General features: G+C 46.0%; 21 protein-coding genes. All 21 read right to left on the bottom strand.

Features of this window, described 5'->3' with window-relative positions; genetic code table 11:
- Positions 1-2 precede the first annotated feature (2 nt).
- On the bottom strand, positions 3-1,799 hold the full coding sequence (locus AC1DLM_RS10355; RefSeq protein ID WP_441986922.1) for a cache domain-containing sensor histidine kinase: 1,797 nt from the start codon (positions 1,797-1,799) through the stop codon (positions 3-5).
- An 86-nt stretch (positions 1,800-1,885) separates the two neighbouring features.
- Positions 1,886-3,421, bottom strand: coding sequence for an extracellular solute-binding protein (locus AC1DLM_RS10350; protein WP_477569912.1), 1,536 nt, complete (start codon positions 3,419-3,421; stop codon positions 1,886-1,888).
- 41 nt (positions 3,422-3,462) lie between these two features.
- Positions 3,463-4,341, bottom strand: coding sequence for a carbohydrate ABC transporter permease (locus AC1DLM_RS10345; RefSeq protein WP_441986924.1), 879 nt, complete (start codon positions 4,339-4,341; stop codon positions 3,463-3,465).
- Between the two features lie 17 nt (positions 4,342-4,358).
- Positions 4,359-5,327 (bottom strand): ABC transporter permease, encoded by a 969-nt coding sequence (locus AC1DLM_RS10340; protein WP_441986925.1) that lies wholly within the window; start codon positions 5,325-5,327, stop codon positions 4,359-4,361.
- A 130-nt stretch (positions 5,328-5,457) separates the two neighbouring features.
- The gene (locus AC1DLM_RS10335) at positions 5,458-5,703 is read right to left on the bottom strand and encodes a Beta-galactosidase C-terminal domain (protein ID WP_441986926.1); all 246 of its coding nucleotides are present in this window, start codon (positions 5,701-5,703) and stop codon (positions 5,458-5,460) included.
- Between the two features lie 72 nt (positions 5,704-5,775).
- Entirely contained in the window at positions 5,776-6,474 is a 699-nt protein-coding gene (locus AC1DLM_RS10330) for a DUF1961 family protein (RefSeq protein ID WP_477569911.1), read from the bottom strand.
- 197 nt (positions 6,475-6,671) lie between these two features.
- Complete coding sequence (locus AC1DLM_RS10325; protein ID WP_477569910.1) at positions 6,672-7,040, bottom strand: hypothetical protein; 369 nt, start codon at positions 7,038-7,040, stop codon at positions 6,672-6,674.
- Positions 7,000-9,519 carry an Ig-like domain-containing protein gene (locus AC1DLM_RS10320; RefSeq protein ID WP_477569909.1) on the bottom strand — a complete coding sequence of 840 codons (2,520 nt, stop codon included), beginning with the start codon at positions 9,517-9,519 and terminating at the stop codon, positions 7,000-7,002. The genes AC1DLM_RS10325 and AC1DLM_RS10320 overlap by 41 nt, the downstream gene beginning before the upstream one ends.
- Before the next feature lie 99 nt (positions 9,520-9,618).
- Positions 9,619-10,728 (bottom strand): glycoside hydrolase family 172 protein, encoded by a 1,110-nt coding sequence (locus tag AC1DLM_RS10315; RefSeq protein ID WP_441986929.1) that lies wholly within the window; start codon positions 10,726-10,728, stop codon positions 9,619-9,621.
- Positions 10,729-10,985: 257 nt separating this feature from the next.
- Entirely contained in the window at positions 10,986-12,146 is a 1,161-nt protein-coding gene (locus AC1DLM_RS10310; RefSeq protein WP_441986930.1) for a DUF2264 domain-containing protein, read from the bottom strand.
- A complete protein-coding gene (locus AC1DLM_RS10305) occupies positions 12,139-13,260 on the bottom strand; it encodes a glycoside hydrolase family 88 protein (protein WP_477569908.1) in 1,122 nt (373 codons plus the stop codon). The genes AC1DLM_RS10310 and AC1DLM_RS10305 overlap by 8 nt, the downstream gene beginning before the upstream one ends.
- A gap of 502 nt (positions 13,261-13,762) precedes the next feature.
- Positions 13,763-14,545 carry an SDR family NAD(P)-dependent oxidoreductase gene (locus AC1DLM_RS10300; protein ID WP_441986932.1) on the bottom strand — a complete coding sequence of 261 codons (783 nt, stop codon included), beginning with the start codon at positions 14,543-14,545 and terminating at the stop codon, positions 13,763-13,765.
- A 150-nt stretch (positions 14,546-14,695) separates the two neighbouring features.
- Complete coding sequence (locus tag AC1DLM_RS10295) at positions 14,696-15,781, bottom strand: Gfo/Idh/MocA family protein (RefSeq protein ID WP_441986933.1); 1,086 nt, start codon at positions 15,779-15,781, stop codon at positions 14,696-14,698.
- Between the two features lie 650 nt (positions 15,782-16,431).
- On the bottom strand, positions 16,432-17,097 hold the full coding sequence (locus AC1DLM_RS10290; RefSeq protein ID WP_477569907.1) for a hypothetical protein: 666 nt from the start codon (positions 17,095-17,097) through the stop codon (positions 16,432-16,434).
- Positions 17,098-17,194: 97 nt separating this feature from the next.
- Positions 17,195-18,160: a class II fructose-bisphosphatase gene (gene glpX, locus AC1DLM_RS10285; protein WP_477569906.1), complete on the bottom strand. Its 966-nt coding sequence runs from the start codon at positions 18,158-18,160 to the stop codon at positions 17,195-17,197.
- 45 nt (positions 18,161-18,205) lie between these two features.
- Complete coding sequence (locus AC1DLM_RS10280; RefSeq protein WP_477569905.1) at positions 18,206-19,009, bottom strand: pyruvate, water dikinase regulatory protein; 804 nt, start codon at positions 19,007-19,009, stop codon at positions 18,206-18,208.
- Positions 19,010-19,025: 16 nt separating this feature from the next.
- Positions 19,026-19,661 (bottom strand): helix-turn-helix transcriptional regulator, encoded by a 636-nt coding sequence (locus AC1DLM_RS10275; RefSeq protein WP_477569935.1) that lies wholly within the window; start codon positions 19,659-19,661, stop codon positions 19,026-19,028.
- 336 nt (positions 19,662-19,997) lie between these two features.
- A complete protein-coding gene (locus tag AC1DLM_RS10270) occupies positions 19,998-20,540 on the bottom strand; it encodes a chromate transporter (RefSeq protein ID WP_477569904.1) in 543 nt (180 codons plus the stop codon).
- A gap of 19 nt (positions 20,541-20,559) precedes the next feature.
- Entirely contained in the window at positions 20,560-21,204 is a 645-nt protein-coding gene (locus tag AC1DLM_RS10265; protein WP_441986938.1) for a chromate transporter, read from the bottom strand.
- A gap of 142 nt (positions 21,205-21,346) precedes the next feature.
- Positions 21,347-22,261, bottom strand: a complete 915-nt coding sequence (locus tag AC1DLM_RS10260) for a DMT family transporter (protein ID WP_477569903.1) — start codon at positions 22,259-22,261, stop codon at positions 21,347-21,349.
- Between the two features lie 205 nt (positions 22,262-22,466).
- A complete protein-coding gene (locus AC1DLM_RS10255; protein ID WP_477569902.1) occupies positions 22,467-22,970 on the bottom strand; it encodes a hypothetical protein in 504 nt (167 codons plus the stop codon).
- Between the last annotated feature and the right edge of the window lie 159 nt (positions 22,971-23,129).

Raw genomic sequence — 23,129 nt, 5'->3', positions numbered from 1 at the left:
AGCTATCGCTCCTTTGGGCTGTTGAATCTATGGGGAATCCTTACAGTGACCTTAACGCCTCCAAGACGGCTTCCTTTATCAATTGCCACACCTACACCATTCATCTGGTAAAAGGCTTGCAAACGGAAGTGAACGTTTAAGAGACCGACATTCGTTAGCGATGCGTACTCTTCTTGCGATGGCGTCACCTTAAGCAGTCGAATACGGAAAGCTTCCAGCTTCTCTTCGTCATAGTTTTTACCATTATCCTCAAAAATGATCGAGATGAAGTCACCGTCCCGCTGCGCTGATACCTCCAAATGCGTCGGCTCACCAGTGGTTTCAATGCCGTGTTTGATCGCATTCTCCGCAATTGGCTGAAGAATAACCTTTAAACAGAGTACCTCTCGGCAGTCTTCTGGTATGTGAATCTGGTAGCTGACTTCCTCTCCAAAACGGATCCGGCTTATATTCATATAATGATTGACATGCGCAATTTCATCCTCCAACTTCACAAGCATATCCTGGTAGTTGGATGTGTATCTAAGCATGCGGGATAACGAGATGGAGGTCTTCTCGATGTCCGAATGTCCAGCTAAATGAGCCATAGAATTAATAGACTCTAGTGAATTATATAAAAAATGAGAGCGAATCTGGGACTGCATCGCAGAAAATACAGCTCGTTGCTGCATCAACTGTGTCTCCGTCAACTGTAGGATCGAGTCTTCGAGTTCATTCAACATCCGATTGAAGGAATGGCTTAAATCCGACACTTCGTCCGTACCTTCAATATGAATGCGATCCCTGAAATTCCCATACTGAGCCCGCTTCATATGGGACCTGAGTTTGGACAAACGGCTTGTAATCGAAGTGGCAACCAACGTGACAAGAATGATTGCAAGTATAATTCCCGTCGATGCGATCCCGATCGTGACGTTACGAACCCTGTTGATGCTGGACGTAATATCTTGATTGGAAAGAATCGCGACCGTTTTCCAACCGGTGTAAGGGATCGTATCGAATACAATCAGCTGTTGTGTTTCTTTCCGAAGGTAAGTACCGCTTTGAGCAGTCAATTGTTCGGTAATATCAGGTTCCAGAACGCTGCCCACTTTCGATTGATCCTGGTGAACCAAGATGGTTCCATCAGGTTTGGCAATGAGACCTATGCCTTTATCCCCAAGCTGCATCTGGTTGAGAATGGTTTGCACTGGTTCCAGTGAAATATCCATCTTCAGGAACCCTTTGGCCTCAGGCTCACCAAATTGTCCAGCCATCGACAAGAGGAGTACTTGCTCCGGATTATTTTTATAATTTACGTATGCGGTACTTTGAACGACACGATGATGGACCTTCTCGAGCCGACCGACTTCACTCAACCATGGCTCGTTGGCCATCGAATAATCCTTGGATAACCCAAAAGTGAGTGCATAATTAAATTCGCCGCCCTTATCCGATAGCATGGATATAGACATAATCTCAGGCTGGCGCACTAGAAAAGACCGCAAGTAATTACGCTCCAAAGAATGAAAACCGGAAATGAGCTCGAAGCGATCCGCTGGATCAACTTTAAGCCACTCCGTGAACTCATTGCTTGTTCCAAGAACCAGAAGTCCACGTTCATATTCCATGTACTGCCGGTTCAGATTGAGATTGGCTTGGCGCAAGATCTGCTCGCTGAAATGTGAAACGTCCTGCCGTATGGTCCGAGACGTATCGTAATAGCTGAAAAACCCGATCATCGACACCATTGACACAATGATAACGATGAGCAGGCTAACCAGCTTCCATTTTAAGGAGGCATGTATTTTCTTCCACACTTCTGCGTCTGCACCCCCATATAGGTGAAGAAGAACAACCCTCTCCCGGGAAACCCGATCGAGGGTTGCTTTCCAAACCCAATGACCTATTTTTTCCTATTTTTATTGTACCAGTCTGTACGCTCCTTGACCATCTGATCCCCGCCCTGCTTGCGCCAGGTTTTCACGAATTCGTCAAAGTGTTCAACAGGTGCTTTGCCAAGTACAATTTTGCTGCCTTCTTCAAGGAACATCGTATCGATGTTATACGTGTTTTTGGCTGCTGGCATACCTACAGCCTCATTCTTAAACCCTTCTTTATCGCCTACAGCCCATGCAGCCTTCAACTTGGCGAAAGCAGCAGGATTGCTCAGCTTGGCTTCCTCTACCGCTGGATTCGTACCATGAATCTTGAAGATCACGTTAAACGCTTTATTTTTCTCCATCTTCGCTGTGTCAACTACGATCTTGCCGTTTTCCTTTTTATACGAATCTCCTTCTTGCCCCAAATCGGTGAACATCTGGCCTTCTTCGCTCATCAGCCAATCAAAATACTTGATGACTGCTTCCGGATTTTTGGTACTCTTCATGATGATGTACGTTTTGGCAACCGGGCTCCAGCGGGTGCCCAGAGGACCGTCATAACCTGTACCTCGCGGAGTCGGAATAGCGACGACATTCGGTTTTTCGTTAGGAATCGTTTTGTCTAAATCCGCTTGCCATTGCCATGCCAGTTGTTGGGTGTGCGACCACATGCCGACCAACCCGGATTTGATTTTCTGTTCCCAAACAGTTCTGGAATTCGTCAGAAACTCAGAATCCATTACTTTTTCATCCACCATCGATTTGATAAATCCAAGTGATTGCTTCATATTAGGATGAATATTCTGGATGATCACTTCGTTGTTGTAATACACTTCCGTATAGGAGTTATTGACACCCCACATCCCGAAGATATTGTCGCCCCAAGTGAATTTCTCCCGCATGGAGAATGGGATCTCATCCTTCTTGCCGTTTCCGTTCGGGTCTTTATCCCGGAATGCTTTCAGCACAGTCATCAATTCTTCCGAAGTTTTCGGAGCCTGCAGTCCTAGCTTATCCAACCAGTCTTGACGCACGTACAGCGTTGAATTCGAATTACTGGAAGGCTGCGGAATGGCTAGAATTTTACCGTTAACAGATACTGCATCCCATGCAGCTTGGGGAATATTCTTCTTCAAGTTAGGACCAAATTTATCGATCAGATCGTTCAGTTCAAGAACCTTGCCTGCGGCAATCAGGTCGGCTTCAGGACCAGACCAGGATTGATAGACATCTGGGAAATCGCCGGATGCAAATTTCAATTTAAGCTGGTCTTCATACTGCGAATGAGGTAGGGATACCAAGTCCACATCCGTGTTCGTTTTCTTCTCCATGAAGAGAATGTTGGGATCATTCGCATCCAATGGAGGAAGTGACTGATCGGAAGCAAACATCCTGATTTTAACCGGTGCCGCTGGTGTTGCGGTAGGTGCTTGCGTTGCTTCTGCCGTTTTAGTTGCTGCTGGCGTGCTGACCGTATTCTCTTCCCTGTTTCCACAGCCTGCAGCTAGTAGCGAGAAAGCGGACAAAATAAATGCTGTTTGCTTGAACCCTTTTCTCATATAAACCTTCCTCTCAGATCTTGTTTATAAATCAAAGCGTGTTATTCTTTGATCGAACCGATGAGTGCACCCTTGATAAAGTGCTTCTGGATGAAAGGGTAAACCAAAAGGATCGGAACTGTCGCGACTAGAATTGTAGCCATCTGCAGACCTTGGGGTGAAAGAACGACGTTGGATTCAACTAGCGATGCCATTTCCTCGTTCATGTTGAACTGTGCAATCAAATTGTAAAGATACAGCTGCAACGGCCTCTGTTTGAAATCGTTAATGTACAGAAGAGCGGAAAAGTAATTATTCCAATGACTGACGGCATAAAAGAGAATTAAAGTCACCATGATTGGGGTTGATAAGGGAACTGCAATTCGCCACAAAATGGAGAACTCCTTCATCCCATCTACACGGGCTGCCTCGAACAGTTCCTCTGGCAGCGACCGGAAGAATGTCAGGCATATGAACATATTGAAGGCCGAAATCGCACCAGGAATAATTAAAGCCCATACCGTATTCAGCAAGTGAAGATTTTTTACAATTAAGTATGTCGGAATCATTGGCGCTTGGAAGATCATCGTGAACACAATCAGCAACAAAATGATATTTTTTCCTTTAAGACCCTGCTTAGCGAGCGGATATGCCGTTACGACTGTCATGAACATATTGACCACCGTTCCGACAACGACGATGAATAGGGTGATGCCAAATGATCTCCAGAACACTTTATTTTCCATCACAACTTGATAATTCGTAACATTTAAACCTTTGGGCCAAAAAGTGACCTCCCCCCGGATCAGCGCCTCTGGCGAACTAAGCGAGCTTGCGATGATATAGAGGAAGGGCAGCATAACCGCAGCGCACGCAATGAGCAGTACGATGTAGTTAAGCGCATCGAAGACTTTTTCTCCGAATGTGAGACGATAGCGCATCGCTTGTTCCTCCTCTCTTAGAATAAACGCTCGCCTGTCGTGCTGCGACTGATTCGGTTAGCAACAATCAATAGTACGAACCCGACAATTGACTTAAACAAACCAATCGCCGTTGTCATGCTGTATTCACCTTTGAGAATGCCTTCCCGATAAGCGTACGTATCGATAATGTCCCCAACTTCATATGTAATGGGACTCAGGAAGACATAGATTTGCTCGACGCCCAGATCGAGGGTATGCCCGATTTTCAATAGCAGAAGCAGCATGATCGCCGGCATCATACCCGGAAGCGTTACATGCAGGAGCTGTCTCCAGCGACTAGCTCCATCGATTCGAGCAGCTTCGTACAACGAAGGATTGATTCCAGCAATAGCTGCTAGGAAAACAATTGCGCTCCACCCCGCTTCCTTCCACATGCCAGAGCTGACAACTATCGTACGGAACCAACTCGGCTCTTGCAGGAAAAAGATGGGCTCGTAACCGAAGGCCTTTACCATGTGATTAATAAGTCCGATCTGGGGGGACAGGAGCATGTAACCGAAGCCCGCAATAATGATCCACGATAGAAAATGAGGCAGATAAACGATGGTCTGTATGGTTCGGCGCATCGCCATGCTTCTGATCTCATTCAAGAGAATGGCAAGTATGATGGGAGCAGGAAAAGCAAAGATCAGTTGATAAAAGCTAATGGCCAACGTATTCCATAACAGCCGTCGGAAGTGTACAAACTCGAAAAACTGTTGAAACCATTTGAAGCCTACCCATTCGCTTTGCAAAAAGCCCCCATACAAGTTGTACTCTTGAAACGCTATAATGCTTCCTAATAAAGGAACATACTTGAATACTAAAAAGTATAAAATACCTGGCGCCAACATCGCATAAAACGGCCAAAAACGCCTCATATAACGAAATGTTGGGGTTCCGGCAAGTCGCGTGTGCTTATTCTGAAGCGCCGCATCCTTCGCACTTGTCGGTGCAGTACTCATGAAGTTCGCCTCCCTCTTTTCTAAGATGTACCTTGATGTCTTCTTACTTAAATTGTAAGTGAAGCGTTTACACGAAACAATAAGGGGATCAACCGAAAAGCATAGGAATCGTCTTAGGTTGTTGAAAACCTTATTGCTGAACATACAGTACCATCACATCTTGGGGGTTCAGTACGACCACTCCACTGACAGCTCTGTCCGTCAATGCATCGGTATATGTGGTATCAAGGTTAACGGTTACTACCTCTTCCGTATGGTTGATGACAAAGAGAATTTTCCTTCCGCTATCGTCAGTTCCAACTCTGACCATAGCTTCGACGCCTTCAGGTAATCCGAACAAGATCGGGGTAATGCCCGCTTCACTGCAACCGGGCATCTGTTTCCCAACGTTCTTCTAACCAATGCTCCGGATAATAACATGCACCGAAATACATAGGCTTTTCTCCTCCTAAATCTTGCGGGTTGTTCCGTCTTCATCCAGACGGTAAACTTGTAAATTCGCGTATTCGGCGATTAAAGGCGCCATTTGACGAAAACCAATTTTGCCACTACCCAGAATGGGACCGAATGTCCTGCCATCGTCCTCCCACTCCAATATAGGCAGTTCGTTAATTGCAAAATGGACCTTAGCCCCCTGCTTCCTAAGCATCAGATGATAGGGCGGCATACAATCCTCCACATTCGGGATCGGATCGGCTCCTTGGGCCACTAAATGAAAGCCGGAGCTTTTCCTCAGGTTGCTGATATGAAAGCTTCTTTCTTCAGGGTACCTTCGTCGGAAATACGCGATATGCAGCGTGCGGATGTCTCCATGGGTATACTGCTCATATTGTCCGTACCTTTCGTTCAGAATGGGGTCGAACAAATCTTCACCCTTCATTCCGGCTGCAGCAAAAAACATCATACTCAGCCCCGGCTCCTTGACTGGCCAGAAATCCCACTCTACCTGAATGTCTCCAGGAAATTCCTCCGGGCACCAGAATACATAGTTGGCCATTTGCCCCAAGTTTGGGTCAAGAGCGTTCTCCATCCGCATCCTGCCGTTTGGAAATGAGATTTTGGCCTGTCCCTCTAACTTGAAGCCCCGAATATCCTCAATCGATGCCAGCTTGTTTTCGTAGATTAGCGTTCGCTTTTCTTTCGTCATTGTCTTTATTCCCCTTTCAAGAATGTCTCCTACTAATAATAGACGTTCACTTATCTTTTTTCTATGTCCGTTGCCTGCACCCAACAATGAGGAGATCTTCCGAATTGCATAGGATAGCATGATTTTATTACAAAACAAGCCGTTCTGAATATGCAGAACGGCTTGATCTTACATGGAGGCAGTATTTTCCCAGCTCATTAAGGCAGAAGGCCCATTCCCTGGTAAGGCGATGTCGGATCCAGTCTGAAATCATTCTTCATCGGTGTCAGAAGACTCCATGTGGTAGGATTCGTGGCAGGATTTTTACCCGTATGGGTCCCCGCTTCTATGTTTTGGTACAGATTGCCTGTCGGGAAATCATACACATAATCACCATAATTAAAATAGATCGGAACCGCGTATAAATCCGAATAGTCATCCCATCTCTCTACCAAGCTCCAGTCAAAAGTGGAAGTGAAAGGCGTTACATCCTTGAATTTAATCGGAGCCAAGTTTGTTACTGTGGTATTGCCCGATGCGGAAATATTACCTACGGTCCCGTTGTTTCCAAAATACTTGACCTCCATCTCGCGTATTGTTCGTGAAGACCATCGGATTGTGCGTATTGTCAGAAACATAGAACATTTTGTTCGAATTCACATGTCCGCCAGGAATTTCATCGTAATGGAAATTGATTTGTCGAATCACATTATTTTCAAACCTGAATTTAGATGCATAATTGGAAGGCGTATCATGAATATAGGCAAGAATATCTCTGCTATGGGAGAAGTAATTATCATGCATCACCACTTCATCCGTAGGATCCGGCGTCTCTCCGGGAGCCGCAGAAAATCTTAACGTAAAGAGTGTGCTCGCCGTACCGATGAATACGTTGTTATAAATCTCAGCACTGCCTGTTCTTTGCCCATACTGGAACGTACCGTCCTGCCATTGTTGGAACGGATCTTTCCAATCCAACGCGTTCATGATGACAACGTTATTATAGACCTTCACGCCATCACCCATATTGGTCAGCTGTATGCCTTCTGTCCCCGCCCTCAATACCCTGTTATTATAGATTTCCAGATTGGTAAAAATATGCTGCTTGCTGATATCACTGCTGGTATTACCGATGTACATGCCTTCCGATTCCGAATCGTGGATGTACATATCATGGATTTTAACGCCATCCATAGTGGCAGTCGGAACACCGTCCGTTTTAATCAATAGGCCAGCGAAACCGGCATTGGCGACCTCTATATGCGATAGCTCAAAGTTCGTAGCATTCTTGCTTACGCTGATGCCGTTGGAAGTGTTGCGGCCAACTTCTATCCCATATTGGCCATCTGAAGTCGAATAATTTCCATTCAGATGCCCTTGGAAATTGATATTTCCGGTTTTGAGCGCATTGTCATATTTGCCCGTTAATATCCAGTGCTTACCACCTTCGATCGATAAGGTATACGAGTACGTGCCGCTGACTTTGACCTGCCCGCCATAGTTGCTGATAATCAGAGGATTGCTGGCAGTTCGTTGCGGAAGATTACCAAGTTTCATGTATTGATAATTACCGGCAGGAATGTACAAACGTTCAAGTGTTTGCCAATTCACATTCGGGAATGAAGCTTGCAAATCAATATAATAGATAGAGGTTGCTCCTTGAACGGGCAATATCAGTTGACTGTATTGTGAAATAGCAATCTCGAGAGTTCCGAATACACCCGATCCATCTTGTGCAGTTGCCTTTATCGTTACATTCCCGTCCGATACCGCTGTGAGTAAGCCGCTTGCATTAATGGTAGCGCTGCCAGTTCCATTGACAACCGACCAGGTAACATTCTTATTTGTCGCATTGTAAGGCTGTACAGCAGCTGACATCTGCAGCGTACTTCCCGTTAATATACTGGTTGCTCCACTGGCTCCCGTAACCGTTATTCCACTAACAGGGTGATTTAACGAGTCCTGGATTCCGTTTCCATTTTCGTCGATCCACCCGACAATTGCGTATTCATTAGCCCTGTTGGTCATCGTAAGAGGACTGCGGGCTAACAAGTATCTGGCTTTTGGTGCCACAGGGTTGCTGCTGACATCATTATCTTTTATCCATGGTGTGGTCGATCCTGTAGAAAGGTTTTGCGCACTGTTGAAGTTGATCCGAGTTTCCGCAAAACCATTGTCATTTGTAGTATCCGTATCATCATCCCACCAAAGTGATGCATAAGGGGTCTGATTCCCTGTGCTTGAGGCTCTGTACTTGGTCCACGTTGAAGTTATCCTTACCTTGCTCCAGTCTGATCCAAAATCAATATAACCGACCCTGTCTGCGTATGCTGGCGCATCTATGCCTGTTACGCCTCCCGTAGGATCCCCAGTTAACGGACTGAGAGTCGGCTGTCCATCAAAAGATCTGTCCATTGGGAAAAACTGACTTCCGCTCGCCTGCCCAGCTAAGGGAGGGGTAATGACTTTGATGGACTCTTCAAAAAGATATCCGACAATAGCATACTCACTTGCTCTGTTTGTCATGTTGATCGGAGAGCGGAGCATCATATACCGTCCCAAAGGCTCAACAGGACTGCTGCTGACATCATTGTCCCGTATCCAAGGAGTTGTCGTTCCTGTGTTGGGAAGACCTTGTACGCTGTTGAAGTTAATGCGAGTTTCTGTTAGGCCACTATCATTCGTCATGTCGATATCATTGTCCCACCATATTTCGGTGTAAGGAGTCATATCGCCGGTACTTGATGCTCTGTACTTCGTCCAAGTTGAAGTGATTCGTACATTCGCCCAATTCGGTCCTAGATCCAGATAACCAACCCGGCTTGTGGAGTAAGCAGGCGCATTGTTCGTTCCCGCACCGCCTACTGGCACTCCGGTAGAATCGAGAGCGATATCAGGACTGTCAAAGGCATAATCCAACGGGAAAAATAAGCTGCCCGTCGCCGCACCAGCAGCAGCAGGCTTAATAATCTGCTGTTCACCGCTTGCCATTGCAGCGCTTCCAACAAGCAATAACGCAAGCAACATCATGAAACCGATCAACATACTCGTGACCATTCTTTTCATCCACTACTTACCTCCTCATCGTGATTCTATGTATACATAACCGCATAAGCGTGTCATGCCGCGCAAATCAGGGGGGATTTCTCCGACGGATGGCCTAACTCACTCCAACTCATGCCCCCAAAGCTTGCCAGAACCTTTGGACTTTCTCCACACATCTCGCCAACGGTGAACGTCGCTCGCCGTAATAACCGGCATATTTTGACGCAATGATCTCTGCGGAATCGCTGGAAACGGTTTGTGCGGCTCACTTTGGTACCAGTAGGCCACACTGGCGATATCTAATGTCAGTACATTGGCATGCCCATGCTCAATACTAGACCGGAGCGATTTGCGGAAATGAATGGCATCTTCCAACAAGAAGCGGTAACAGTGGGTCCGTCCCATGAAGCCGAGCTTATCAGGTACTCGGGCGTACCCGAAGTAAGGATGGGCATACAACTCGTTCGGGCACCAAGAAGAATTGAAGAAATCCTCCGTACCTGTGCCATGAAGGGATCCCGGCCAGGGTTCACCATCCACCATAAACATGTCGTCGCCTTCTCCATACCACATCGGTCCTGGACTATCGACATAGTAATTAACGCCGACAAAATGCCCACGTCCCTCAATTTCTGCAAACAAATAATTGCCTTCATCCGTTTGATTTTTCGGTGGTTCACCCATAAGTCCCCACTCGTTCTCTTGCTCGCCTGACGGTTCGGTTATTTCCCGATTCCACCAGGCGTGAAATCGTCCTGCATCATCCGGTATCGAAGCATGCTGCTCATAATCGATGTAATAATAAAAAGAAGGAACATCAAACTCTGAATCGTTCTCTATTGTGATTTTTGCGCCTTGGGCGAATGGCATGGGGAAGTAGCAATTCAATCCTTTTCCTCCCTTAGGAGCCGCAGCTATTGGTAAGGAGATAAATGGATAATTCTCACCCCAACCCTGCCCGAAGAAATCTCCGATCGGACTTTGTACGCTTGGTTCCGATTCCCCGTCCCAATACATGCGCACAATCAGATTGCGATTGTACATAGGATCCTTCGCATTGATTGTGATCCAGATATGCTTGATGATCCCCGCATTTTGAAGATGGGCAAGCACCGCCGTTTCCCCAGCTTTAATACTGATATAATCGTCATTTCCTCCCGATCGGTCGTAGCTCGAAACTCGAAGTGTTCGGCAATCCTGAAATCGATACAATTCATCCAATAAGCCCATTAAGATCTCTCCTTGGTTTAGTGGTCTTAGGGAAGTTGCCCCTGCTTCATAATTCTAATTGTATGGGTGGTCTGAGAATCAAACAATGAGGCAATCTCCCGATTTGCATAGACATCGAACGGTACTTCATCATTCACGCACCTCGCCCAAGTAGAGGAACCTGGTTCCCTTTCGCAGCACCGATGTCCCCTGCTAGAGCGTTATGCTGTTAAAAAAAGCACGTACCCATCCCATCGGGACGAGTACGTGCTTTGTATTTATTCATATAACGCTTTATCTATGGCAACCGTCTGACCCGACCAAACTTGCTGTGAGGTCCACGGTACATCCGCACCTTGCCAGAACTCATCATTCGCTGCCAAGCCCAGCGGTAGAAAGACTGCAGAGCATAAGTATAAGCTACCTGTTGAGATGTACGGCTCGCCAATTTCTGGCTGATGTCCGCATAGTCCAATCTGCAGCCAACCGCCTTCATCGAAGGTGCCTGGTGCTTCAATCAATCTGCGAATGACAGCAGTTAAAGCTCCGCGTACTTGAGCCGGTTGAACGCCGACAGGCAGCTCGCGCCGCTGTGCGGTCTGCGCTAGCGATTGGAAAGCTCCGAAGCGATAAGCTAACGAACGCCCAATCGCTGGGAATGTGCCTTCTGGCGAAATCATGCGCTCCTGAACCGCCGCATATCGCTGCGCGCGCTTCAGGATATTCTCACGCATTTTGCCCCAATCGGCATAATACGTTTGCACATGCTCAATGATATCCACCATCATCGGCTGAATAACGAAGCTGTTGTAGTAATCCGCATGATAATCCACGCCATCACCATACATGCCGTCGCCTAGATACCATTGTTCATGCTGCTTTAGTGCAAAATCAACACGCATATGATCCCAGTCCTCGCCCATAGCACCAAGCGCGGTTTCCGTCATCGCCGCGAAAAGCAGCCAGTTATTGAAGCCTGGCTTGCGAGTGCGTGATGATTTCATCGCGGCAGCGAGATTCTTTTGAACGCGAGGGTCCAAGCTATGCCAAAGCGTATTCGGCGCACGTAAAATAGCATGCGCTAAGAATGCGGTATCTACGATTGGCTGCATCCCCTGAGCAAAGTTCAAGAAATCCGGTGATTCCGGATCCGTTGCCGCATCCATCGCTTCTCGAACGAGATTACCGTACGCCTGACGAAGCTGTTCCTCCTCGGCATCTAATGCTGGTGTCTCTAACCAAGGTGCCATCCCGACGAGGGTACGACCGAACGCTTCGAGATGCGTGAACGCGCGTTGCTCTTCTCTTTTACATTCAACTGGCATGGTGGCTCTAAGTTGTCTACTTGCTAGCGCCCGAAGGACAGGCTCAGCGATGCGAAGCATCGTCTGAATCCAATAGGCGCGATCTGTTGCCACAGCCGGTTGTGAATTACTCATACCAATACCCCTTGAATCCTTTTTCTAGACGAAGCAGAGCTTCTAAGTAATAGTAGTCACCCCAAATGACATAATCATCCGGTGCAGCCCCGCCGCGAACACTGTATGAACCGCGCTCAAGGAAACCTTGTGCATCCGGCTTGCCAATTGTAGCGTAGGATTTCACCAATCCAGCCATCGAGCGCTGAACGCCATTTTCCAAAAACGCACGATCAGGATCATCTGCTGCCAAATGCTCAAGAATCTCCAAAGCCCCTGCTGAAGCAATCGCAGAAGCAGAACTATCACGCTTCGTCTCGGCATTAATTGGTGCATTGAAATCCCAATATACAACATCATCTTCAGGTAAACGTTCAAAGAAATAACGCGCTAAACGTTTGGCTGTCTCTAAGTATAATGGATTTTTCGTATAGTGGTATGAAAGCGCAAAGCCGTAAATTCCCCACGCCTGTCCTCTTGTCCAAGTAGATCCATCTTGATAACCTTGATGCGTTCCACCGCGAAGTGGTTCCCCTGTTTCTTGATCGAAGTAGAACGTGTGGTAGGAGGAATCATCCCCACGAACCAAATAACGGCGTGACAAATCAGCATGGATGACTGCTACTTCTTTATATTTCGTATCTCCGGTCTGTTCATATGCCCAATAAAGCAACGGTAGGTTTAATAGGCAATCGATAATAATCCGTCCGCCATTATGCTCGTCACCCTCAGGTCCCCAAGCTTGAATGTACTGGCCCTTCGGTCTCCAACGCTTCATCAAAACATCAGCAGCTTGCAAAGTAAGTTGCTTCGCATTCTCATCTTTCTCAAGAATCCACTGCGCCTTCGAAGAAAGGGAATATAGGAAGCCAATATCATGGTGATCCAATCCAACGTTATTTTCAAGTCTTTGTTTAAAGCTCGCTACCGTTTTCTGTGCAGCCTTTTGGAATACTTTGTCACCGCTATACTGGTAGCTCAGCCACAAAATCCCTGACCAGAAGCCATCCGTCCAATCGGTATTCGGATTCAAATGATAAATATCGTTCTCACTGACATGAGGGAACTGATCCCCGAAACGCTCAATATTCACTTTCGTCTTCTGCAAAGCATCCTCAATAGCTTGTTTCCACATGATAGAATCACTCCGTATCCCTTGTTATAGGTTGCTCAGTACCTGCTTCAAATTCACGAGCGTGTTAAACGTTTAACACTTACATTTAGATTAAATTGAAACGTTTAACCTGTCAAGCAAAATTAATGATTTTCACGTCATTTTTGGACAAGAGCGTTGATGCCCAAATACTATCGATCGGTGAAGTGAATCAGTGAGGTGCTTTATTTTTAAAAATAGGCTTAACCCACTAAAAAAAAATAGAACCAACGTCGATTTTCTTACGTAATACTATTCATGCATGACATTCTTTCAGGGTTAGGGAGGTTTCTTGCTTATGACAATGACATTAGCTTTTCACTTTAACACTTCAATACGGGATGCTATCTCTGAGATCATCTGGTATCTAAGAAAGAAACGTAGAATTTAATCCTAGCACCATGCCCTAAAAAACATAGAAGAAAGAACAAAGCCTATGGCTTTCCTTTAACGGAGAGACATAGGCTTTGTTCTATTTGAACTTTTATAAGGCTGCGCCTTTTCCACCATCAATATTCACAGAGGTCCCCGTTACGTAGGATGCTGCATCTGAGGCTAAAAAGGTAATCACATTCGCCGCTTCCTCTGCATTACCAATACGGCCTAATGGAATATCATGCCGCGGATCACTTGCGAACTCCTCCCAAGTAAGCTCTGGAGCATGCTTTTTCCAAACCTTCTCGATTTGGTCACTGCGAATAGTTCCAATACATACGGTATTGACCCGAATCTGTGCCGATCCCAAATCTTTGCTCATCGCATTCGTTAAAGCCAAACCAGCTGCTCTGCTAACCGATGTAGGAAGCGATGAGGCTGGAGGTGTTTTGGCAGCGGATGTTGTAACATTCACGATTGAGCCGCCGCCTGCTTCTCGCATATGTGGAATCGCAAATTGCGAGCAATGGATAGCCCCGAATAATTTCAACTCCAAATCTTGGCGCCACACAGCCGAACCTACTTGTTCAAAAGGTGCAGCAGCGGAAGTCCCAGCATTATTCACAAGAATATGTAAACCGCCAAAACGTCGAACCGTCTCTTCAATTGCTCTCTGACAATCAGCTTCCGATGTCACATCCGCCCCTATCGTGAGAACTTCGCCTTCGGTTAGATTGGCAATTTGGATTGCAGCTTCCTGAAGCTGCTCTACATTTCGCGCAAGTATAGCCACTTTCGCCCCTTCGCGGGACAAAGAAATGGCGGTAGCAAGTCCAATCCCTTTGCTTCCCCCGGTGATTAAAGCCACCTTATTTTGCAAGCCTAATTGCATATGGTTCGCTTCCTTTCCCTCAATAACAAAATAATAGCAATCTATTGATAAGCATACGCCATCACTGCGCCATTTTTCAAATATCATCTAAATTAAAAGTAAAGAAAAACCATCAGGACGTATCATCCTCATGGTTTTCCATTACCATTTCTATTGGTTTAAATAAACAGCTTTGCCCGTACGAGCGGACTCATAAATAGCTTCAAGAATTTGCGATACAACGTAAGCTTGCTCAGGCGTAACAACCGGATCAATATCTTGATCAATCGCGTTGATCCAAGTACGCATTTCTACATCAGCTGCGCTTTCGCTTTTACCATCGTAGAAAGCAACTCCGCCTGCTTTCAAATCAACCTCGGTTGTGTAAAGACGACTGTGCTTCTCACCATTGATGCGAAGGCCGCCTTTCATATCCGCTCCACCTTCAGTCCCGCTCAACGAGCATTTCGCTTCGTCTACTTCAAGTGTGTTTAACGCCCAGCTGGATTCAAGAATAATCGTTGCACCATTCTCCATCACGATCATCCCGAAAGCGGAATCCTCTACCGTAAACTTGCTAGGATCCCAAGGTCCCCAAGCGTTAGCAGCGTTTTCTTTGTGGGACAATTCATGGTAGGACGTACCCAATACAACCTTCGGCTTATAGTTGTCCATCATCCAAAGCGTAAGATCAAGTGCATGTGTACCGATATCGATTAACGGACCGCCACCTTGCTTCTCTTCGTCAAGGAATACACCCCATGTCGGTACAGCACGACGACGAATGGCATGTGCCTTAGCAAAATAAATGTGACCAAGCTCACCATCAGCACATACGTTTTTCAAATGCTGACTATCCGGACGGAAACGGTTGTTATAACCAATGGTCAACTTTTTGCCAGTGCGTTTCGCTGTTTCAACCATGCGCTTCGCATCTTCAGCTGTTTTGGCCATCGGCTTCTCACACATAACATGCTTGCCAGCTTCAAGAGCTGCAATTGAAATCTCCGCATGTGAAATATTCGGTGTCAATACATGCACGATATCAATCGTAGCATCTTGCAATACTTCTCTATAATCTTCGCAAACGAGCGCGCCTTCAATCCCATATTTCGCTGCAGCTGTTGCTGCACTCTCTTGGATGATGTCACAAAATGCGACTAATTCAACATTTGACAACTTGCTCAAACTAGGCAAATGCTTACCATTTGCAATTCCACCGCAACCAATAATACCAATACGATACTTACGTGACATGTGAAGACCTCCAGTAGGTTTTTTCCTTGCATGCAAATATATGATATCTAGACAACTTTCTTAAATGTAGCACATGAAAACGCTTATTTTAAGTCTAACATTCGGACAATGACACTCAGAAATTGCGACACGTCATGGGGATACTGATTGTGGACATCAGATACGGAGCTGTGATGTGGACATGTGAGGTGGATGCTGGATCTCAGCGCTCCCATCCAGCCTTTTTCCGCTGCACTAAACAAATTAATGGATTTTAGGTAGTTAATTTTACTGCTTCTCCCCATCTGGGAGCATTAGATGGATTTCCTACTGCTAATTTCCGCAATAATCCACCAAAACGGCCAATCTCCCTGATATTAGCTGTATTTTTTCCATCTATTCGTTAAATCTTGGATAAAACGCCAATTTTAACAGTAATTTTTTTACAGTTATTTAAAAGCTAGCTACTCAAACGAGCACACTACTCCTGCTACTACTCTTACTCTTACTCTTACTCTTACTCCTACTCCACTCAAACCAATTTCTACTGCAACCAGCTTGTCACACATCATCTCAACCTATTAATCAAGGGTGAAAGCTCCGCTTCCCCCAGACCTCAAACACGACAAAAAAACCAGGAGGAAATTTCTCCTGGCACATACTTGACTTCCCTAACTACCGCCTGCCCGCTTCTGAGCATCCTCCAAATAACTTCGATACAGCCCCTCATTCGGTTGTTCCTGCGTTAAATTCTCGTAGTAGCGAGCAACTTTTTGGAAATAGTAGGCATGCACATCACTTGTCGGCACAAGCCGGTAGGGATCCCAGCGATACGTTTCTACCTGGTAAGCTTGACCTTGCTCCTGCGTCCATAGGGCAATTTCACATAAGCCATCTGGACCATTCCGCGTCGGCATATCTTCGATTTCCAAATGAGAATAGGTCGTACCAGGTGGAATTACACGCTGAAAACCTGTTTGCGTCCATTGAATAATATCCAGTTCTGCTATCGGTTCATCCGCCCGCTCCCAACCAATCAGGACATCCCAGCCTTCTTTGCGTGAAACTGGCGCTGAAGCAAAGTCCTTCACAGCAAGATCTCTTCCTGTTGATGCCGACCCGATTGGAAACCAATTACCGGAGTACTCTTTCAAGGAAAACAAATATTGATGGTCTAAATATCTATATAGGGCTGTGATTTCCGGAAACCCATCACCATCCACATCGGCGTATAGAATCGCCGCGGGATCTCCCTCCTGCTTCAGCACGACAATCTCGGCCTCTTCAGGTATGCAACTGCGGACGACGGAAAGAAAATCAATTGAAGACAAGCTCATGTTATCCCTCTTTTCGCATCTTCTCAACACAAGTATATGCAGGGGGGAACTTGGCACATGTATTTGATGATATTCCTAGTTCCGTTGTTCTTTAGAATTAAGCACTCCCGCGTTGCTCCTCATGCAACTGGTGAACACATTGGATAAAACGCACGGTCTGCGTCTGGGCTCTCATCACAACCGAATGGGTTTGCGCACGACCGCCCCAGCCATATTTGACACCATCTAAGAAATCACCTGATGTGACCCCAGTTGCCGCAAAAATAATATCGGAATCGCCCACAAGGTCCTGCATACTTAACACTTTCGATGGATCCGCAATCCCCATGGCTAGACAACGTTGATGTTCTTCTTCATTCTCAGGCAGCAAACGCCCTTGCAATTCGCCACCCATACACCGCAATGCTGCTGCTGCAAGGACACCTTCGGGAGCTCCCCCCGAACCTACATGCAGATCGATCCCAGTTTCTGGGAACGCCACCGCCATCGCGCCTGCCACATCACCGTCGCTGAGTAAATAAATTTTGACTCCTAGTTTACGTAAGATCATAATGTGTTCAGCATGTCGATTGCGATCCAGGATGGAGACCGTCAGCTCTGAAATTTCCTTATGCAGAATGCTTGCCGCTTTTTGAATGGTCACCTCAAGAGGATCTTCAAGACTCAGCTTGCCAGCCAATCGCGGACCAACCGCCAGCTTCGCCATATACATATCAGGGGCATGGAGGAGATTGCCCTTTTCTGCGATAGCCACAACAGATATGGCATTATTCCGACCGCTAGCCACAATATCAGTTCCTTCTAATGGATCAACGGCAACATCAAATTCAGGTCCAACGCCACTGCCTACCTCTTCTCCAATGTAAAGCATTGGCGCTTCATCCATTTCCCCTTCACCAATAACAACTGTCCCCCGAAAAGGAACAGCACTGAAATACTCCCGCATCGCGGAAGTTGCGGCTCCATCCGCATCATGCTTATTCCCTTTCCCTGTCCAGCTAGATGATGCAATAGCTGCTGCCTCTGTTACCCGTACGATTTCCAAAGATAAGTCTCTGTGCATAAGCGATCCACCCTCTCGAAATTGGTTTGATTCGTGTTTGATGCGTTATGATCTTTCCGCCAAAATTAAGCCTGCTGTTTCCTCAATAGCTTTCTCGCTCACATCAATAATCGAACAACCCAGATCACGATACAGATTCATGGCATAAGCTAATTCTTCCTCTATGCGCTCTTTCGTCGCATATTTAGCTCCAAAAGGAAGACCAACGGCTTTCAGCCGTTCTGTACGAATACCAATCAGCTTATCCACACTCATCGTCAGTCCGACAAGCTTCTTCGGGTCTAGCTCAAATAAGAGACTAGGCGGTTTAACCTCTGGAACTAAAGGATAATTCGACACCTTAAATCCTTTGTGCGCCAAATATATGCTAAGCGGTGTCTTAGATGTTCGTGATGGTCCGATCAGGACGATATGGGCCTGTTTCATTGCGCTAGGATCTTTGCCATCATCACTATTGACTGTAAATTCTACCGCCTCAACCCGCTGATAATACTGTTCATCTAACTGATAGAGCAGCCCGACTTTACGCTTAGGCGAATCCTTAAACGTGTCAATAAAGGCTTGCATCATAGGGCCCATAATATCGATGGCATTCACGTTCAATCGGATAGCTTCTTGCCGCATCATTTCTCTTAATTCAGGCAATACAAGCGTGTAGGCGATAAACCCCTTCGCTCGCGAGGCATCTTCTACGATCGTTCGTACTTCATCTTCCGTTCGAATGGATCCATGTCGCTTCACGACAACCTGACTTGCATTAAACTGCCGAATCGTTGCTTGAACAACCGTATTTGCTGTTTCTCCTACCGAATCCGAACATACGAAAATGGTATGCAGCTTCTCTCCCATGTAAATTCCCCCTGATTTACGTACCTAGCGCTACATCCAGCAGCAATTTGGTCATTGTTGTTTTCGTAATTCGGCCTACAACTTCCAGCCCTTCCCGGCCCTCAATTGCCTTGACGACGGGTAAGGTGTCCACTTCATGATGAATCATCTTCCGTGCTGCTTCCAGTACGTTATCTTCAGGGTTCACCGTAACAATGTTCGGTTGTCTGGTCATCACCAACGAGACTGGCATTGCCGTTGCCGTTGCTTGTCCTAACGTAACCTTGAGTAAATCCTTTCGTGAAACCACGCCTGCTAGTGCACCCTCTTGATTAACTATCATCAAACTCCCCACATTTTCGAGAAAAAGGGCAACAACAGCATCACTAACGGTGACTGTTTCCCGAAGCAAAACGGGAATGCCCATTACGTCCTTCACCTTCAAGGACTCGATCAACTTGCTTGGTGCATGGACGTCGTGTGCTGCTGTTCCGAGAAAATAGCCCACCTTTGGTTTGGCATCAATATGCCTTAACATGACTAAGACTGCTAGATCCGAGCGAATGGTCGGTCGACTAACCCCCAGCAACTCAGCGATGCGTTCTCCAGTAATAGGTGCATATTTGCCGACGAGATCAATTATTTCTAACTGGCGAGCCGTAAGTTCGATGATGTTTCCCTCCTAAAGCAACAAAGTACTGTTATATAGTATGTTCTATTTGTTTTATATTGTACATTATATAACATTTATCTGAAATATAAAGATGTTTATTGCCCATAAAAGAATTTTTTATCACTTTAACAAGCGGAAAATAGAAAAAATCCTTACCCATCACCTCATAGAGGTTGGAGGTAAGGATTAGGGGTGAACAATCAATAAGACTGTAATCGACATTGAGGCGTCCAGATTCCTCCTTCAATTCCTTTAAGTCGATAAAATCGACTTAGATCCGTCCGCCAGCGGCAACTAGATCTCCCGTTCTCAGGAACTGTCGAAACGGACAACTTTTTACAAGAAAAAAGCGATTCCCAGAACGCCAGCCCCAACAATAACAACAAATGGATGCACTTTATATTTTACAATCGCCATAAAAGCACCGAACGCAATGAGAAGTGTTGCAACTTGTTTCCACGTGACTCCTGTATCTACCGTTCCGAAGGATGATTGGCCAAAATGCAGCGCTGCATAGATGATAAAACCTGTCACAACAGGCTTGAGACCGTAAAAGGATGATTTGAACCACGGATGCGAGTGCCAACGAAACAAGAAGGCCGATACGAGGATGATGACCACCAAAGACGGCAGTACCATGCCTAACGTTGCAAGAATAGCCCCAGGGATACCCGCTGTCTCATAACCAATTAACGTGGCACTATTCGTTGCAATGGGACCAGGGCTGGTGCCAGACAAGGCAATCACATGATAAAATTGTTCTTCCGTCATCCAGTGATGCCGCTCGACCTCAAGCTGGATGACAGGAATCATGGCATAGCCGCCGCCAAAGGATACGAGACCAATTTTGAGAAATGCGATGAATAATTGGAGTAGCATCTACGAATCACCTCGTCCCTTAGATCCCATCCGCCATAAACCATTCAGCGGTCTTGTTGTCAGCATTATTTGATGCAGGTAGTTCTGTATGAGATGGAGGTTTTACCATGCCCCATTTGTTCTTAAGATACATGGCGACGAGACCGGCTACTACGCCGAGTGTGATCAACACGAGAGGCGATACCTGAACGACGAGCATGACTATCACAGTTCCTACTGCTATAAGGAGGGTAATCCGATCGAAGATCGAAGATTTTGCCATTTTGTACGCGGCTGCCGCAATAAGACCTATAATCGCAGCATGAATCCCCTCCATGAGGGCTTGCATTTTCGGGTAATGCTCAAGCCAAGCGTAAAGCACACTTAGCACGAGGACGATCAGAAAGGTCGGTAGTGTAATCCCTACGACAGCCGCGATGGCTCCTGCAATGCCTGCGAGACGATAACCGACCAACGCAGATACATTGACACCAACTCCACCAGGGGCTGCACCGGAGATGGCCAGGAGCTCTGACATTTCCGCGTCTGACATCCAATTCTTCGTGAAGACTACCTCTCGTTGAATGGCAGGTAGCATGGCATAGCCGCCACCAAATGTAAGCGGGCTAATCCGAAGAAATGTCCAAAATAGGCGAATCAACTTGCTGAATGTGTTCCCTGTCATTTTGTTCTCCCCCTCCACTTAATTCTATATTGAACTAAAGTAGAGGGAGAATCCAATCAATAATCGTAATCTCTTTACAAATATTTGCTTATATTCTGGGACTTCCACCCAATTCCCCCACAATGCCTGCAACCAGTTATATTCACTTTGATAAAAAGGGGCGCATTTGCTGCTTCATAGCCCTATTCGTCAAATACACACCTAACACGATGGATAAGGCTCCCAACAGATGATATAGCTGCAAAGATTCCCCCGTAAAGGTGGTTGCAAAGATTGCGCTAAACAATGGTATGAAGTTGAGAAATCCTGCACAACGCTGGGGACCAGCAAGCTCTATGGCTTTATTCCAGCTCAAGAAAGCTACGATGGACGCGAAGATTCCCACATAAAGTAACCCGCTTACCAAGGCGGGACTCCACGACACCTTAGGTGCCTTGATGATCCACTCGATGGATGAACTTGGAATCAACACCACGAGAGCAACGGTTACTTGCACCAGTAAAAATGGGCTTGAAGGAAAGCGACCAGCCATTTTTTTCATGCCCACTGAATATAAGGCCCAGCATAAGACAGCGATTAGCATGTACATATCACCTTGATTGACGGATAACCGGAGGAGCGCAGACAAATCCCCTTGACTAATAATCCAACACACACCTAGGATCGATACACCAATACCAGGCAGCGCCCACCAGGCAAGTCTTTCCTTCATAACAGCCCAAGTAATGAGAACAACGAATATAGGTGTCGCCGAATTCATTAATGAAGCATTGATGGAGCCCGTGTACTGGACAGCGATATACGTGAGTGAGTTAAATCCGGCTACTCCTGTCAGGGAGAGGAATAGAACCATTTTCCAATTCGCGAGAAATTCATGTTTGAGTCGCCAGGCTGTTTTTCCATAAAATGGTAGTAAACACAAGAAAGCAATCATCCAGCGTGCTGCCGCCAAAGTAATTGGAGGAATATGTAAGACGAGTGCCTTACCTGCCACAAAGTTACCTCCCCAAATGCAAGTGGCTAGGATTAATAAGAAATACGGTGATTGTTTCAACATGGCATATGTATCTCCTTTAAGTTAACGTTATGGATTTTTATAAGAGGAACGACAGTCTTGAAATGCCTCTTGGAAAAAGATACATACTAAAGCATAGCGTTGGCAAGCATTAATATTAAAACGCAAACAAAAGTCTCCGTTTTCTCGGAGACCTCAGGTGAACTATCAAGCGCAATTGTGAGACTACAGTGTGATTCAACTGATGCTACATCTCATCTTCCTGAAAACGCACCTCACAAAAACAACCGAGGGGAATCATTTCATGCAAATACAGCAGCATGCTTCCCTTCTCTTGCTCCTCCATTCGCCTAAGCGCATCGAAGTCAAAATGAATGATGCTATTAATGACGTCATAATGCTTAAATCGTAGCCGCCCATAAGGAAATTGCCGATTGATCGCAGCTAGAATCCCATATTGATTCAAGTTTGAGCGAAGTGCAGTTAGTGCAATTTCGGAAGGAACTTCTTGCAGTAATGGCACTTTGTCTGCTCGCACCGCGTTATACGCCTTCACTTGAAAGACCACATACGGATACAAGTAAGCGTTTGCATACTTTTCCACATTCAGTTCATCTTGCTTAGATAGCTGCATATCTTCCGTCCATGCATAAATGGTCGCCTTATATTTATCTGAAGTGTGAATTCGGATGTACCTTAAATGGGGAAAGCGAGTTTTCACTAACTTTTCCGATAATAACCGTGTTCCCACCAAGATCACCTCTTTCGTTCCTGCCTTTGTAGGATTAGTATATGCATGAAAATAAAAACAGCCATCCTTTTACTTTGAAAAGGTAGCTAACTTTATCGCCTCGTTTACTCATCTATATTCGAGAGCTTGGCCTAATATGATGCAGCGACAGCAAAAGCC

This window comes from Paenibacillus sp. 01T442 (assembly GCF_056398345.1).
The sequence above is the reverse complement of the archived record's forward strand: the minus strand, read 5'-3'. Positions and strand labels throughout refer to the sequence as shown.

Coding starts and splice junctions, on each gene's coding strand:
- AC1DLM_RS10350 (WP_477569912.1), bottom strand. CDS start 3,421: ATGAGAAAAGGGTTCAAGCAAACAGCATTTATTTTGTCCGCTTTCTCG.
- AC1DLM_RS10345 (WP_441986924.1), bottom strand. CDS start 4,341: ATGCGCTATCGTCTCACATTCGGAGAAAAAGTCTTCGATGCGCTTAAC.
- AC1DLM_RS10340 (WP_441986925.1), bottom strand. CDS start 5,327: ATGAGTACTGCACCGACAAGTGCGAAGGATGCGGCGCTTCAGAATAAG.
- AC1DLM_RS10335 (WP_441986926.1), bottom strand. CDS start 5,703: ATGCCCGGTTGCAGTGAAGCGGGCATTACCCCGATCTTGTTCGGATTA.
- AC1DLM_RS10330 (WP_477569911.1), bottom strand. CDS start 6,474: ATGACGAAAGAAAAGCGAACGCTAATCTACGAAAACAAGCTGGCATCG.
- AC1DLM_RS10325 (WP_477569910.1), bottom strand. CDS start 7,040: ATGGAGGTCAAGTATTTTGGAAACAACGGGACCGTAGGTAATATTTCC.
- AC1DLM_RS10320 (WP_477569909.1), bottom strand. CDS start 9,519: ATGAAAAGAATGGTCACGAGTATGTTGATCGGTTTCATGATGTTGCTT.
- AC1DLM_RS10315 (WP_441986929.1), bottom strand. CDS start 10,728: ATGGGCTTATTGGATGAATTGTATCGATTTCAGGATTGCCGAACACTT.
- AC1DLM_RS10310 (WP_441986930.1), bottom strand. CDS start 12,146: ATGAGTAATTCACAACCGGCTGTGGCAACAGATCGCGCCTATTGGATT.
- AC1DLM_RS10305 (WP_477569908.1), bottom strand. CDS start 13,260: ATGTGGAAACAAGCTATTGAGGATGCTTTGCAGAAGACGAAAGTGAAT.
- AC1DLM_RS10300 (WP_441986932.1), bottom strand. CDS start 14,545: ATGCAATTAGGCTTGCAAAATAAGGTGGCTTTAATCACCGGGGGAAGC.
- AC1DLM_RS10295 (WP_441986933.1), bottom strand. CDS start 15,781: ATGTCACGTAAGTATCGTATTGGTATTATTGGTTGCGGTGGAATTGCA.
- AC1DLM_RS10290 (WP_477569907.1), bottom strand. CDS start 17,097: ATGAGCTTGTCTTCAATTGATTTTCTTTCCGTCGTCCGCAGTTGCATA.
- glpX (WP_477569906.1), bottom strand. CDS start 18,160: ATGCACAGAGACTTATCTTTGGAAATCGTACGGGTAACAGAGGCAGCA.
- AC1DLM_RS10280 (WP_477569905.1), bottom strand. CDS start 19,009: ATGGGAGAGAAGCTGCATACCATTTTCGTATGTTCGGATTCGGTAGGA.
- AC1DLM_RS10270 (WP_477569904.1), bottom strand. CDS start 20,540: ATGCTACTCCAATTATTCATCGCATTTCTCAAAATTGGTCTCGTATCC.
- AC1DLM_RS10265 (WP_441986938.1), bottom strand. CDS start 21,204: ATGACAGGGAACACATTCAGCAAGTTGATTCGCCTATTTTGGACATTT.
- AC1DLM_RS10260 (WP_477569903.1), bottom strand. CDS start 22,261: ATGTTGAAACAATCACCGTATTTCTTATTAATCCTAGCCACTTGCATT.